Here is a 12,887-nt window from a genome sequence, read left to right on the forward strand (position 1 = left end):
CCTTAAGGCGAAACCTTTAGGTCAACCCCATAACCTCAAGTTTAGAAAAAAGTAAAAATAGAAATACTAAACGTGAGGTGAAGAATATGGAGAATTATAGAAAATCGTCACATTGCACGTATGATATTAAGTACCATCTGGTTTGGATAACAAAATATAGAAAACCGGTGATAACAGGAAAGATAGCGGTACGGACAAGAGAATTAATCCGAATCATATGCGAAAAGAACGAGGTAGAAATCCTGGCAGGGCATGTAGGAAGTGATCACATCCATATGCTGGTATCAGCACCGCCGCATCTATCAGCAAGTAAGCTGGTACAATATATTAAGGGAACAACATCCCGAAAATTGCAGATGGAATACAAAGAATTGAACAAGCAATTCTGGGGACGGCATTTGTGGGCAAGAGGATACTTTGTGGCAAGTAGTGGAAATGTAACAGATGAAATTATCAAAGAGTATATTAAAAATCAAGATTTACAAGAGAAATTAAAAACAGACAACTTTGAAATAAGTTAAAGATAAAAGGAATAACAAAGAGCAGAGACAACTTTAGGCTGCTTTAGCAGCACACCGAACCTACCGGCTTTAGCCGGTAGTGGTTCAGTTGCCATTAATTTGAAGCTGTTATTTTAAGCTTTGTTCAAGTTTTATGCAAAAGATTGTCTCGGTGATTTCGATTAGCAGACAAAGAGAGGGCAGAGCCGGTCATCAAAGGTTCTGTCTTCTTTCGTTCAAAAAGAGAATATGCTGGAAAAATAAGATTTCGAGGAATTTCGTATCAGCATAGCTGGCCAAAGGTCTGCTTTGTTATTTCTTAATTTTATTCAGGAACATTCCAAAATTACTCTGGACAATCCATGATATTTTCAGTACAACTATATCTTGTATCTTATAGATGGCCCCCAAGCATTAAAATCAGGACGGATTTTGGGTGGCTCTCAAGCTTTAAATTGGTGGCTCCCAAGCATTAGAATAATCAATGGGTAAACTCTGCGTTGCGTGAGCAGACGTATAACTGCCCGAAAAAAGGACATAAAAAATCCCTCCAAACTTCAAAACAGGTCTGGAGAGTGTCTGTTAAGTCTTTTCGGGCGTAGCAAATCAGCCCACCAAAACTCCGTTTTTTTATATGGTGGGCGTTTGCCTTAAAACCTTATGAAATAAAATAGAGCCAACGAACTGTGAGATAATGTACTCACTTGTTATCGGCTCTGCGTCTTTGCGTCTGGCTCTGCGATGACTGTCATTTTCAAATTTGTTACTTCAATCAATGTTTCCTGCCTGCATTTCGGACAGTAGAGAGGATAGTTTCTCAAAATAGTATCTTGTCTGATTCTGTCACGAGTTTTACTGCCACAAGTAGGGCAAAGTATCCATTGTTGTTTTGTCATTTATACTCACCTGTTAAAAATTTTTCTTTTAAGATTTTACATTATCATATTGTTTGTACGTCTGATAATGCCATAAACAAGAATACTTCCTGTTATAATATTAACAGCAATTCCTAATACAACTATTTTGCTTGTTAATTCTATTCCGTTATATCCTGAAAAAGCATACAGATAATACATAAAATCTATAAACGAAATGTAACTGCCAAAAAACTGGCTAAATAAATTATTGACTAACAAAATTATCAGAGAAGCGCACATCATACTGGATATATTTGACATATACAAGGACAAAAGCACTAGAAACAGAACCATTGTTGTCTGCGGAAAAGCTAATAATAACATTTGTAACAAATATTCCTGTGCATTATCAAATATATGACTGCCCCATATAACGAAGCCTGTTACAATACTAGCGATTGCCACAAACAAAAAACATATCAACGCAACTGTAAAGATACTAACAGTTTTTGCTATTAAAAGCTGTCTTTTGGAAACGCCATTCAACAAAGGCTGTCGAAACATACCGCTTGCCTTTTCCCCGCATATCAATACTGCACTGATAAAGCTAAGGAATAGTGTACCGATAATATCAATATAGGACTGCATACACATCGTTGGAAATTTACCGCCTGCATAATATCCCATGCCATAATCTTCTGAACTGCCTGCGCACCCCAGCGCATTGGAGATGATAATTAATGCCATCACGACAAAAAATAAGTATAAAATCTTTTGCCTTTTCAGCCGTATAAATTGTATATTTAATAATCTTATTATCATTTTTTACCTCACTCAAAAATCTATTCTTTTTGTTCTGTATAGGGATATTTGAAAAAAAATAATTCCGTACAGTATCATAATGGATATTCCTATCAGTACTTCGCTGAATGGTATTTTCTGATACTCATATGCAAACGTCCAAAGGTTAAGGTAATATCCAACCCATATTTTTTGTAATAATGCAATATTGGAGCTGTAAATAAATTGGTCAATTAATAAATAAATAATCACAAATAATATCGTTTTCCATGCGTTGCGGGTACAGATACAAAGTGTAATGATTCCAAGCGTTATAACCGACATATAGACACTTGATAACAGATATTTTATAACGGTTCTGATGAAAGCTGCCTGTTCAAAGATTTCATAGCCCCAACGCATAAAGGCTGTTGTGTAATTTATAAAAACTGTCAGTAAAACAAAAATCATTGACATACTAATGGAAACATAAATTTTTGACCGTATCATTCTGCTGCGGTTTTCCCCATGTAATAAAGGCTGATAAAGCATTTTGTTCCTATCTTCCTCACAAATAAACAACGTCAGCAGAAATACATTAAAAAGAATACCCACTGTTCCAACATAAAACCTCATCATAAATTCGGGGAAATTTTTCCTCCCAACAATTCCAATATTGATATTCAGCATTTCTTCCATTTGCGGTGTTGAAATAAGAAAAGCATAAAAGAAAGAAGCTATAAAAAAGCACGCAAAAAAAATGTAAATCAGCTTTTGTCTGTATATTTTTCTCGCATATAATTTTGTTAATGGATACATGACTCTGTTCCCCCTGTTAATTTTAGAAAGAGATCCTGCAATGAGTGTTTCCGCATGGAAAGATAGCGGATATGCAAATGGTTTTCTACAAGTTTTTTAATAAATTCGTTTAAACAGATATTTTCAAGTCTGACTGTAAACTGATTTCCGTTCTCTGAAATCAAACTTATTCCTTGGCACTCGAAGAGAATGCTTCTGGCAGCTTTCGCTTCTTCCAGTATACATTCCACAATGTTTGTCGTTTCAGATAAAATTTCTTCTGTTTTCCCCTGCAAGATACTTTTTCCCTTATCCAAAATTAAAATATCGGTACAGAATTTTTCCATATCATGTAGTTGGTGTGATGAAACGATAAATGTTGTGTTTCGTTCTTTTGCCATATCACAAATCAAACGGTATAGGTTAATCTGTCCCTGCGGGTCTAATCCGTTTGCCGGTTCGTCTAAAATAATCAGTTTTGGCTGCCCTAACATAGCCCTTGCTAATGCCAGTCTTTGTTTCATTCCAAGAGAAAACTTTTTAACTTTCTTTTCAGCCTGTGAACTAAGCCCGACATAATCAAGCAATTCCTTGACTTGCCCATTAGGGATATTTTCATATAGATGTGCAAAACATTCTATATTTTCTCTTGCGGTCAGTTCTTGATAAAAACTGGGTGTGTCAAGTGCAGCCCCAACCTTTGACAATGCCAGTTCAGGGTTTTCGTCTAATGATACATTGTCTATGACAATTTTCCCGTTATTTTTGGAACACAAGTTGGTAACCATCTTTAATGTCGTAGTCTTACCTGCTCCGTTTGTTCCCAATAGTCCCATGATACTTCCAGGTATAAGGTCAAAGCAGACATTCTCAACGGCGGTTTCTTTTTTATATGCTTTTCTTAGATTTTTTACGCTGATTATTTTCTCCATTTTTTCATCCTCCCAATAAGTCCAAATACTATTATTCCAATCACTTCTCCAAGCGCATTACCTATAAATCCCTGCATATGGAGTACATCATTCCACACATAATCTCCTATAATCAGTTTAGTAACATAGTTTCCTATGATTACCAATAACAAAAACCATGCTATGCAATCCCAAATGTTCCATTTTAGGAATACTCTTGTAAGAACTGGAAGCCAAAGGACAAGAAGCCATAACAGCAGGATGGGTAAGCCATAACGGAAAAGCCAGACTGTCCCTGTTCCTATAAGATAATATCTGGTAATCTGTATGACAGAAAGCAAGACAAACATCCCAATACTTATAACTGCCATTGCAATACAGCCTTTATTCTTTTTGCAGGTTGATAGAGCATATATCAAAGCGTCCGCAAATAAGCAAGAGCTTCCCACAATCAAAGACCATGTAATTCCTTTGTTTACTGCCAAATCCACAATCAGACAGACAAGTATTGCAATAAAGCTAAGACTGCCTAACCCATATAGCAGATACATTTTCTTTGTTTTTTTCAAAAATCTCTTAACATCCGAAACTTCTGTCGGTGGCGTTTCCATTTCCAGATGATAAGCCATATTGTGATATATCTCATTACATTCTGTACAATTCTCTAAATGGTTTTCTATACTCTTTTTGGAAACATCACTTACCATTCCGTCCACATAGAGAGGAAGTAAATCTTTTACAATCTCACAAGCTAATTCTCGTTCCATTCTTTCATTCCTTTCATTATTTTTTGTTTTCCCCTGTAATAAGTTACCCTAGCCCAATTTTCCGTTTTCCCCAAGATAACCGCAATTTCAGAAAATTGAAGTTCCCCCGCCAATCGCAAATACATAACTTCTCTTGTCATATCGTCAAGGTTGTGCATTAAGCGGAAAATTTCTATTTTTTCCAAGTTATCCAGACTTTTACTTTCAATATTTTCTGTGGAAGGTACACAATCGTCTAGTGGGGCGGTTTTATGCCTGCTTCTTTTTTTCAGTTCCTTATACCATAGTTTTTTAGCAATTCCGCATAGCCAGACGGAAATCTTACAATCTCCCCTAAACTTGTCAATCCCCTTAATTGCTTGAAAGAATGTTTCTTGCGTTAGTTCCTCGGCAAGTCCGCTGTCCTGCGTTAAGCCGCATAGATATTTATATATCATGGCGGCGTTTTCACGATATATTTCATCAATTTTTTCTTTATCCATATCAGCACCTCATATTGTTAGTTCTTTTCAAGTGCGATTCGTTACAATTAATTTTACTTTTTTCAATAATTTTTTCTGTTCATTCCCCAATTTTTAGATAAAAATGCTTTGCCTAACGTCCATCTAATATTATAATTTCCCTTAAAAACTACATCAACTGTAATTGTACAAATGTGGACTTCTGTATCTTATCTAAAAATCTCCTATATACAGAGATTTTATATCATTTATAAAACTTTCCCGAAGAAAAACGACAGGGCTTTTACACTCTGTCGTTTCGTCTGCCTACACAAAAATTATATCCTTGTTCACAATCTCCCTCGCACAAGCCCTTATGTTGTTGAGCCGCCCTATCCATTCTAAGGCGTTTTCTTCCTTTAGCCGTTCCGTTATGCTCTGTGCCTGTTTCATGCCCTCTATGAGCCTTTCAAAGCGTTCCTGCGCCTGTCTGTCAATGTCGGCAAGGTATGTATTCAGCCTGCCGCTTGTGAGAAGATGGGTGTATGTAACCCTGCGGTACTGCATCAGATAGTCCAGATGCCGCTGCCCCCATGTGCCTATCGGCTGTTCCTCTTCGGCGGGTAAAGCTATACATGGAATTAAATAGTCACCTTGCCTTTCGTATTTGCCGCCCAGTTCCTCAAAAATCGTCTTTGCCATTGTCTGTTACCTCCACATTTTTTTTTAATTTGAATGTCCGCAAAATCCGTTCTACTCATCAAGCGCAGCAAGGCCAAGTCTGCCGTAGGCGCTGCCGCATACCGGAGCGGAAGTAAAATGACCAACGAATGGGACGGGCTTACCCATGATTACACCCGGAAACGTGGCGTAGTCCACTCTGAAATCATATTGCCGTCCCATGCCCCGCCGGAATTTCAAGACCGAAACACTCTCTGGAACAGTGTGGAGATGGTTGAAAAGACCCGTGACGCACAGCTTGCCCGTGAGATAGAGATTTCCCTTCCGGTGGAACTGAACCGGGAGGAACAATTACAGCTTGCCCGCTCTTTCATCAGAGATACTTTTGTCGCTGCCGGTATGTGTGCGGATTTCTCTATCCATGACAAGAAGGATGGCAACCCCACTTCCATGTCATGCTCACTATCAGGCCGCTAAAGGAGGACGGGCAGTGGGGAGCAAAATGCCGGAAGGTCTACGAACTGGACGAAAACGGCCAGAGAATCCCCAACGGCAAAGGCGGCTGGAAGAACCACCGGGAGGACACTACCGACTGGAACGACAAGGGAAATGTAGAGAAGTGGAGGTCTGCCTGGGCAGCTTACGCCAATAAAGCATTGGAGGCAGCGGGCATGCCGGAACGGATTGACCACCGCTCCTACGAGCGTCAGGGCATTGACAAGATACCTTCTATCCATCTGGGCGTTGCCGCTAGCCAGATGGAGCGGAAAGGCATTGCCACAGAGAAGGGAAATATCAATCGCCAGATTGCCGCCGACAATAAGCTGCTAAAGGAGATTAAAGCAAGGATTACCCGGCTCTATAAATGGACAAAGGAGCAGGCGGGGAAACCGGAAAGAAAAGACAGTATCATGGCGCAGCTTTACGAGGCACAGCTGTCAGAGGGGAAACCCGGCTCCCGGTATGGGAAGATAAGGAACCTGAAAGAAAGCGCTGCCCTGTTCAATTTCCTGAACGGCAACCACATTACTTCCATGGAGCAGCTTTATGAAAAAGTGGCCGCCATGAACAAAGATTACTATTCCCTTCGTGGGAAGATTGTCACCGTCGAGCGGCGTATTAAAGTGCTGGACGAACATCTCTCCATGTGGGAGAAATACGAGAGGAACAAAGGAACCCGCCGCCAGCTTGACAAGATGAAGCCGGGAAAGAAAAAGGAGCAGTTTGAGCAGAAGTACAGTGCGGAACTGGCATTATATGAGGCCGCCGTCCGGTATCTGGAAAAGCTGAAAGCTAACGGCGAAGAAATCACCCTGAAGAAATGGCAGGCCGAAGCCGACCGCCTGAAAGCGGAGAAAGCGGTACAGTATCAGAAAATGAAAGCCATGCGGGAGGACATCAAGGCGGTGGAGAACCTGAAAAAGACAGCGGAGCAGTTGGCCAGGACGGAAAATGAACCAGCCAGAAAGAAGGAGGAACAGGAATTATGACACAGCAGTTTATCACCATGACAATTACCATCACCGTAAAGATACCCGTGCCGCTGCAAGGTGAGATATGGGAAACAGGCGGCATGAGCGAATCCCGGCCATGGACTACCGGCAGTACCGCAGGGCGAGGCGGCTGGTGCGTGAGTGCTGCAACTACGACAACGGCCAGTGTATGGCGCTTGACGAGGGGGACGGGTGCGTCTGTGTCCAGAGCATTTCCCACTCCCTGCTCTGCCGCTGGTTCCGTGTGGCGGTGCTGCCCTTAGACCACCAGCTGGAAACGGCGCTTTACCACCGGCTGGAAAGCAGGCGGTGCAGCGAGTGTGGCACTCTTTTCCTGCCCGGCTCCAACCGGGCGAAATACTGTAGGGAATGTGCCGCCCGTATGAAGCGGAAACACGCCACAGAGCGCAAACGGAAACAAAGGCGCTTATGTCACGCTTTAGAAGCGGAAAAAACCTTGTAAATCAGGCACTTTCGGAGCGTGTCGGAGGGGAGGCAATACTTTTTATCACTGACACCCCAAAAGCCGCCTTAAAATGCGTACAGAGGCTTAAAAAAGCTATTCAGAACAAAAGGAGCAACTAAATGACAGAGAACCGACGATTTTATTACCTCAAGCTGAAAGAGAATTTTTATAACAGCGAAACCATGGTCATCCTGGAGAGTATGCAGGACGGCCTTCTGTACTCCAATCTCCTGCTCAAGATGTATTTGATGTCGCTGAAAAGCAGCGGCGTACTCCTGCTGAATGACTATCTGCCCCATACCGTGCAGACCATAGCTACCTTTACCCGGCATCAGGTAGGCACGGTGGAGCGGGCTTTGAAGATATTCCAGGAGTTTGGGCTTGTGGAGATACTGACGGACGGAGCCTATTACATGAGCGACATCCAGCTGCTGATCGGCCAGTCTTCCAGCGAGGGGGAGCGGAAGAAAAAGGAGCGCATGAGGCTGAAACGCCAGAACCTGCTCCCGTCCGGGGAAACGGACATTTGTCCGTCCAATGGCCGGGTGGACAAATGTCCGCCTATATTAGAGTATAGAGATAAAGAGATTAGAGATAAGAGTATAGAGAATAGAGAGGGGGATATGACACACGCCTATGGGAGATACCGGAATGTATTTCTATCTTCCGCAGAACTGGCAGAACTCCAGACGGAACTTCCCTCTCTTTGGGAACAGTACATTGAGCGGCTGTCCGAGTACATGGAATCCAGCGGAAAAGGATATAAAAACCACGCCGCCACAATCCGGCGCTGGGCGAACGCCGACAAAAAGAAGGAGAAACCGCCTGCCCGGAACCGGGATTACAGCGTAGAGGAAGGAGAAACCATATGATTGAGATTACCGCAGAAGTCCGGGCGGCCATTGACCGGGCCGCCGGGGATATGGAACTTGCCGGGGACGAATACATAGAACCGGCTGACGGGCTTATCCACTGTAAGAAATGCCATGGCAGCCGCCAGACCGTTGTGCCGAGGTTCGGAGGCTCCGGCTATTTCATGCCCCGCTGCCTCTGCCCCTGCCAGCAGAAGGCGCAGGAGGAACGGAAAGCCATGGAGGAACAGAGGGAACGCATGGAGCGTGTCAAACGCCGGAAGGCGCAGGGGCTTCAGGACAGATACCTTTATGATTACACTTTTGCCAATGATAACGGCCAGAATCCCGTCATGGAGAAAGCCCATGCCTATGTGGAGCATTGGAAGAAGGCATACCGGGACAATGCCGGCCTTCTGCTTTTTGGTGACGTGGGAACCGGGAAATCCTTTTTTGCTGGCTGTATTGCCAATGCCCTGCTTGACCGTGACGTGCCGGTTCTGATGACAAATTTCCCGTCTATCCTGAACCGGCTGACCGGCGTGTTTGCCGAGGACAGGGCGGCCTTTATCGCCAGCCTGGACGATTACAGCCTGCTTGTCATTGATGATTTAGGAGTGGAGCGCAGTACCGAGTATGCCATGGAGCAGATGTTCACCGTCATTGACAGCCGATATCGGAGTAAGAAGCCGTTGATTGTCACAACAAACCTGAAACTGGAAGAAATCAAGAACCCGCCAGACATTGCCCACGCAAGGATTTATGACCGCATACTGGAACGGTGTGCGCCGATTCTTTTTTCCGGTAAAAATTTCCGGGAGGAAGGAGCCAGAGCGACCAAAGCGGCGGCGAAAGAGATTGTGAGTAAGGGATAACAAAACCTGATTGTATGTAAAGGAGAATTTATGGGCAGCGAGAAAATCACAGAGGACATTACCACCACGCCACCAGATAAGGACGCTCCCGCACTGGTGAAGAAGATTGGCCGGACTACCTACATTGTGAGGGTTCATTTCAGTAAGACCAGCAGGGAAACCATGAGCGACAAAATCAAGCGTATGCTGAAAAATGAGATACAGCAGATGTAAAAACGATAATAGAAACAGGCCGGGAATCAGAAATGCGCTGGCTCCCGGCTTGTAAAATCAGGAGGTTTATGGTAGTATGGAGATACGAAAACAGAAGGGAAAGCAGGTGGGAAGATTGACAGTGACGGAACAGATAGACCAGAAACATCAGGAAGATTTACAGAGGCTAAGAGGCTTTCGCCTGCTTGATGATGATTTCCTCACAAAGTGTTTTGAGGGAGATACGGCAAGCATAGAACTGGTATTGCAGATTGTTCTGGAAAAACCGGATTTAAAGGTGCTGGACGTCGGCACCCAGGTATTTGTGGAGAACCTGCTGAACCGTTCAGTGAGGTTGGATATCCTGGCTACGGACAGCACAGGGGCAAAACTGAATGTAGAAGTACAGCGCTCCGACAAAGGAGCCGGGAGAAAAAGAGCAAGGTACAACAGCAGCATGATGGACGCAAACCTTTTGAAGAAAGGCGAGGACTTCAACAAGCTGCCGGAAACGTGGGTAATCTTTATCACAGAGAATGACGTAATGGGAAAAGGGCTACCACTCTATCCGATTGAGCGATGCTTTTTAGGAACTGGGGAAAGATTTGAGGACGGTTCGCACATACTGTATGTAAATGGCGCTTACCGTGGAGATACGCCAATCGGGAAGTTAATGCATGACTTCTCCTGTATAGACGCAGCGGATATGTATTATGGGACACTGGCGGACAGGGTGAGATTTTTCAAAGAGAGCAAGGAGGGAATCGAGATTATGTGCCGTGCTATGGAAGATATGAGGAATCAGACATTAAAAGAAGGAGCAATCAATTCCGCAAAGAGAATGTTGGCAGATGGGATTTTGACACTTGAAAAAATTGCGGAATATGCAGGACTTCCTCTTGACGAAGTAAAAAAATTGAAAGCAGAACGGACAGCATAGTAAGACCATAGGCCGGGAATCTAAAAACAGGTTCCCGGCCTTATTTTTTTGCCCTAAAATGTAAATTTTCTGTGAACTTGATTAAAAAGTCCTTTACAAAACGTTTCTGGCAAGACAGCGAAAAGCATTTTAATTAGCTGCGGCGCACGTTTAGCCCCTTTTGACATCAAAGAGCTGCGTGACCTGACAAGCTATGACGAGTTGGGACTTGACATGATTGGGGATGAAAAGACAGCGTTGTTTGTCATTATCTCCGACACCGATGACACATTTAATTTTATTGTGTCTATCATGTATACGCAGCTTTTCAACCTGCTCTGTGACAGGGCGGACGATGTGTATCATGGCAGGCTGCCCGTCCATGTGCGCTGCTTGCTCGATGAGTTTGCCGTGCGCTCGTAAGCGGAACTCATTTGTCCCGCGCGGGCTTGTTTGTAATCTATCTTTAGCAAGATAGTAGGTTCAATGTGAGGGCTTCATTTGAAGCCTATTTCCTATCATCAACCGACTTATCCGAGAGGGAAACCCGACGGGGAGTATAGCATGTCGGTAACGGTGCTATTCAGCCAGTTATCAGGCTGTGAACGGGCATCAAGATGAAATGTCATGTATGAGGTTAAACAGCTACACTGCTTAAATGACAGCCAGAGGGGCTTTATCATCAGCACTGACGGAAGATAGCTATTATACGTCAGGCAGTGCAGGGTGTACGCAGAGTTTGCGAACTGCGTCTACACATCACATTCCGCACTGACCAGCCGCAATAAGCGGAAAACGGCGAACGTCATAGCCGACAGCATGACACGCTTGTACAGACAAGCCTAAACGAGGATAGCCTAAACAGGAACGCTTACCATTTTAAGCTATGGCATACAGTGCCTGAATATCCTGCATGGCTACGGAGTCTCCATAGTAGTCCGAGGCGGTAATACCGTTCACATGGCGAAGGGAGACAGCTATACGGCTGAAATAATTTAGGAAAGGTGTGTGAGACACTATGAGAAGTCCAAAGATTATTTTGGAGAATCTACAGAAACACTCGAAAGAGGAAAACTACAAGTACGAGAGACTGTACAGGAATCTTTATAATGGGGATTTTTATTTGCAGGCTCTCCAAAACATCTACGCCAACAAAGGTGCAATGACACCCGGCATAGATGGGCTGACACTCGACGGTTATGGTAAAGAAAGAGTGGAGCGAATCATCCATGCGATGAAAGACCACAGTTATCAGCCGAACCCTGTCCGCAGACAGTATATCAAAAAGAAAAACGGGAAAATGAGACCGCTTGGGATATCGTCGTCAGACGACAAACTGGTGGAGGAAGTCATTAAGATGATTCTTGAAAGTATTTATGACCCGACATTCTCCAACTATTCCCACGGTTTCAGACCCGGCAGGAGCTGCCATACGGCACTTTTACAGTTACAGCAGAACTTTACAGGTGTGAAATGGTTTGTGGAGGGGGATATAAAATCGTACTTTGATACGATAGACCACCACAGCCTTGTAAATATCCTGCGCAGGCGGATTAAAGATGAAGCCTTTATTGAGCTGATTTGGAAATTCCTCAATGCAGGGTATATGGAGAACTGGGAGTACAATGCCACTTTCAGCGGCATAGCCCAGGGTTCTGGCATCAGCCCAATCCTTGCAAACATCTACCTTAATGAGTTTGACCGATTTATGGAGGACTACAAAAAGGGATTTGATAAAGGTACGGGCAGAAAAAGGAACAATGAGTACTCCAGAAAACAGTCATACCGCCAAAGGTGCAAAGCCAAAATCCGAAAAGAATGGGACGGCTACTCTGATACAGAAAAGCAGGAAGCAGTACGCCGACTGGCAGACTTAAAGAGGGCGTTCCAGAAAATCCCTATGGGCGACCCGATGGACACAGGCTATAAGCGGATTCAATATGTACGGTATGCCGATGATTTTCTTATCGGCGTAATCGGAAGCAAAGAAGATGCTGAAAAGATTAAGTCCGATATTGGGAGGTTCTTTGAGGAAACGCTGAAACTGGAATTGTCTGCGGAAAAGACGCTCATCACGAACAGTGACGACAAAGCGAGGTTCCTCGGCTATGACGTTACGGTATGCAACGACAGTGCGCTGAAAAAAGCCAAAGGAAAAGGGACTGTTAAAGCCTACACCGGCAAAATCAAGCTGTACCTGCCAAAAGAGAAATGGGTGGGGAAGCTGTTAAATTACGGTGTGCTGAAAATCGTGTCAAGGGCAGGGGAAAAGGAAGTCAGGAAGCCGTTACAGTGTCGGACGGCAAATTGATGGAAACGCAAACAGCAAATTATTTTTCCGACATTTATCCTATTGA

At 43.7% G+C, this 12,887-nt stretch carries 14 protein-coding genes and 2 pseudogenes; 9 read left to right on the forward strand and 7 right to left on the reverse strand.

Annotated elements, in window-relative coordinates; translation table 11 throughout:
- Positions 1-86 precede the first annotated feature (86 nt).
- Positions 87-521, forward strand: coding sequence for an IS200/IS605 family transposase (tnpA, locus tag AC6I3O_RS10075; RefSeq protein WP_300512659.1), 435 nt, complete (start codon positions 87-89; stop codon positions 519-521).
- Between the two features lie 686 nt (positions 522-1,207).
- On the opposite strand, the gene AC6I3O_RS10080 is transcribed toward tnpA, so the two are convergent.
- The 7 genes from AC6I3O_RS10080 to AC6I3O_RS10110 form a co-directional block, all read right to left on the reverse strand.
- Entirely contained in the window at positions 1,208-1,396 is a 189-nt protein-coding gene (locus AC6I3O_RS10080; RefSeq protein ID WP_497850771.1) for a cysteine-rich KTR domain-containing protein, read from the reverse strand.
- 36 nt (positions 1,397-1,432) lie between these two features.
- Positions 1,433-2,179, reverse strand: a complete 747-nt coding sequence (locus AC6I3O_RS10085) for an ABC transporter permease (RefSeq protein WP_497850772.1) — start codon at positions 2,177-2,179, stop codon at positions 1,433-1,435.
- 12 nt (positions 2,180-2,191) lie between these two features.
- The gene (locus tag AC6I3O_RS10090) at positions 2,192-2,956 is read right to left on the reverse strand and encodes an ABC transporter permease (protein ID WP_497850773.1); all 765 of its coding nucleotides are present in this window, start codon (positions 2,954-2,956) and stop codon (positions 2,192-2,194) included.
- Positions 2,944-3,867: an ABC transporter ATP-binding protein gene (locus AC6I3O_RS10095; RefSeq protein ID WP_497850774.1), complete on the reverse strand. Its 924-nt coding sequence runs from the start codon at positions 3,865-3,867 to the stop codon at positions 2,944-2,946. Before AC6I3O_RS10095 ends, AC6I3O_RS10090 begins: the two co-directional genes overlap by 13 nt.
- A complete protein-coding gene (locus tag AC6I3O_RS10100; RefSeq protein WP_497850775.1) occupies positions 3,855-4,613 on the reverse strand; it encodes a zf-HC2 domain-containing protein in 759 nt (252 codons plus the stop codon). Before AC6I3O_RS10100 ends, AC6I3O_RS10095 begins: the two co-directional genes overlap by 13 nt.
- Positions 4,598-5,095 (reverse strand): RNA polymerase sigma factor, encoded by a 498-nt coding sequence (locus tag AC6I3O_RS10105; RefSeq protein ID WP_497850776.1) that lies wholly within the window; start codon positions 5,093-5,095, stop codon positions 4,598-4,600. Before AC6I3O_RS10105 ends, AC6I3O_RS10100 begins: the two co-directional genes overlap by 16 nt.
- Before the next feature lie 285 nt (positions 5,096-5,380).
- A complete protein-coding gene (locus AC6I3O_RS10110) occupies positions 5,381-5,755 on the reverse strand; it encodes a TnpV protein (protein WP_497850777.1) in 375 nt (124 codons plus the stop codon).
- 117 nt (positions 5,756-5,872) lie between these two features.
- Between AC6I3O_RS10110 and mobQ the strand changes: the two are divergent.
- The 8 genes and pseudogenes from mobQ to AC6I3O_RS10150 all read left to right on the forward strand — a co-directional run bounded on the left by mobQ (position 5,873) and on the right by AC6I3O_RS10150 (position 12,841).
- Positions 5,873-7,224: pseudogene (gene mobQ, locus AC6I3O_RS10115) on the forward strand (MobQ family relaxase).
- 67 nt (positions 7,225-7,291) lie between these two features.
- A complete protein-coding gene (locus AC6I3O_RS10120; RefSeq protein WP_497850778.1) occupies positions 7,292-7,690 on the forward strand; it encodes a cysteine-rich VLP domain-containing protein in 399 nt (132 codons plus the stop codon).
- 122 nt (positions 7,691-7,812) lie between these two features.
- Complete coding sequence (locus AC6I3O_RS10125; protein ID WP_497850779.1) at positions 7,813-8,565, forward strand: phage replisome organizer N-terminal domain-containing protein; 753 nt, start codon at positions 7,813-7,815, stop codon at positions 8,563-8,565.
- Positions 8,562-9,419 (forward strand): ATP-binding protein, encoded by an 858-nt coding sequence (locus tag AC6I3O_RS10130; protein WP_497850780.1) that lies wholly within the window; start codon positions 8,562-8,564, stop codon positions 9,417-9,419. The genes AC6I3O_RS10125 and AC6I3O_RS10130 overlap by 4 nt, the downstream gene beginning before the upstream one ends.
- A gap of 30 nt (positions 9,420-9,449) precedes the next feature.
- Positions 9,450-9,632: a transposon-encoded TnpW family protein gene (locus tag AC6I3O_RS10135; protein WP_300849117.1), complete on the forward strand. Its 183-nt coding sequence runs from the start codon at positions 9,450-9,452 to the stop codon at positions 9,630-9,632.
- A 76-nt stretch (positions 9,633-9,708) separates the two neighbouring features.
- Positions 9,709-10,551: a PD-(D/E)XK nuclease family transposase gene (locus tag AC6I3O_RS10140; RefSeq protein WP_497850781.1), complete on the forward strand. Its 843-nt coding sequence runs from the start codon at positions 9,709-9,711 to the stop codon at positions 10,549-10,551.
- Positions 10,552-10,656: 105 nt separating this feature from the next.
- Positions 10,657-10,941, forward strand: a pseudogene (locus tag AC6I3O_RS10145) (type IV secretory system conjugative DNA transfer family protein); the annotation flags it as partial.
- Between the two features lie 607 nt (positions 10,942-11,548).
- Positions 11,549-12,841 (forward strand): reverse transcriptase/maturase family protein, encoded by a 1,293-nt coding sequence (locus AC6I3O_RS10150; RefSeq protein WP_497850782.1) that lies wholly within the window; start codon positions 11,549-11,551, stop codon positions 12,839-12,841.
- Positions 12,842-12,887: the final 46 nt, after the last annotated feature.

Source organism: Sporofaciens sp. St.21A7 (genome assembly GCF_059728535.1).

Coding starts and splice junctions, on each gene's coding strand:
- AC6I3O_RS10095 (WP_497850774.1), bottom strand. CDS start 3,867: ATGGAGAAAATAATCAGCGTAAAAAATCTAAGAAAAGCATATAAAAAA.
- AC6I3O_RS10080 (WP_497850771.1), bottom strand. CDS start 1,396: ATGACAAAACAACAATGGATACTTTGCCCTACTTGTGGCAGTAAAACT.
- AC6I3O_RS10110 (WP_497850777.1), bottom strand. CDS start 5,755: ATGGCAAAGACGATTTTTGAGGAACTGGGCGGCAAATACGAAAGGCAA.
- AC6I3O_RS10090 (WP_497850773.1), bottom strand. CDS start 2,956: ATGTATCCATTAACAAAATTATATGCGAGAAAAATATACAGACAAAAG.
- AC6I3O_RS10105 (WP_497850776.1), bottom strand. CDS start 5,095: ATGGATAAAGAAAAAATTGATGAAATATATCGTGAAAACGCCGCCATG.
- tnpA (WP_300512659.1), top strand. CDS start 87: ATGGAGAATTATAGAAAATCGTCACATTGCACGTATGATATTAAGTAC.
- AC6I3O_RS10135 (WP_300849117.1), top strand. CDS start 9,450: ATGGGCAGCGAGAAAATCACAGAGGACATTACCACCACGCCACCAGAT.
- AC6I3O_RS10150 (WP_497850782.1), top strand. CDS start 11,549: ATGAGAAGTCCAAAGATTATTTTGGAGAATCTACAGAAACACTCGAAA.
- AC6I3O_RS10140 (WP_497850781.1), top strand. CDS start 9,709: ATGGAGATACGAAAACAGAAGGGAAAGCAGGTGGGAAGATTGACAGTG.
- AC6I3O_RS10130 (WP_497850780.1), top strand. CDS start 8,562: ATGATTGAGATTACCGCAGAAGTCCGGGCGGCCATTGACCGGGCCGCC.
- AC6I3O_RS10085 (WP_497850772.1), bottom strand. CDS start 2,179: ATGATAATAAGATTATTAAATATACAATTTATACGGCTGAAAAGGCAA.
- AC6I3O_RS10125 (WP_497850779.1), top strand. CDS start 7,813: ATGACAGAGAACCGACGATTTTATTACCTCAAGCTGAAAGAGAATTTT.
- AC6I3O_RS10100 (WP_497850775.1), bottom strand. CDS start 4,613: ATGGAACGAGAATTAGCTTGTGAGATTGTAAAAGATTTACTTCCTCTC.
- AC6I3O_RS10120 (WP_497850778.1), top strand. CDS start 7,292: ATGGGAAACAGGCGGCATGAGCGAATCCCGGCCATGGACTACCGGCAG.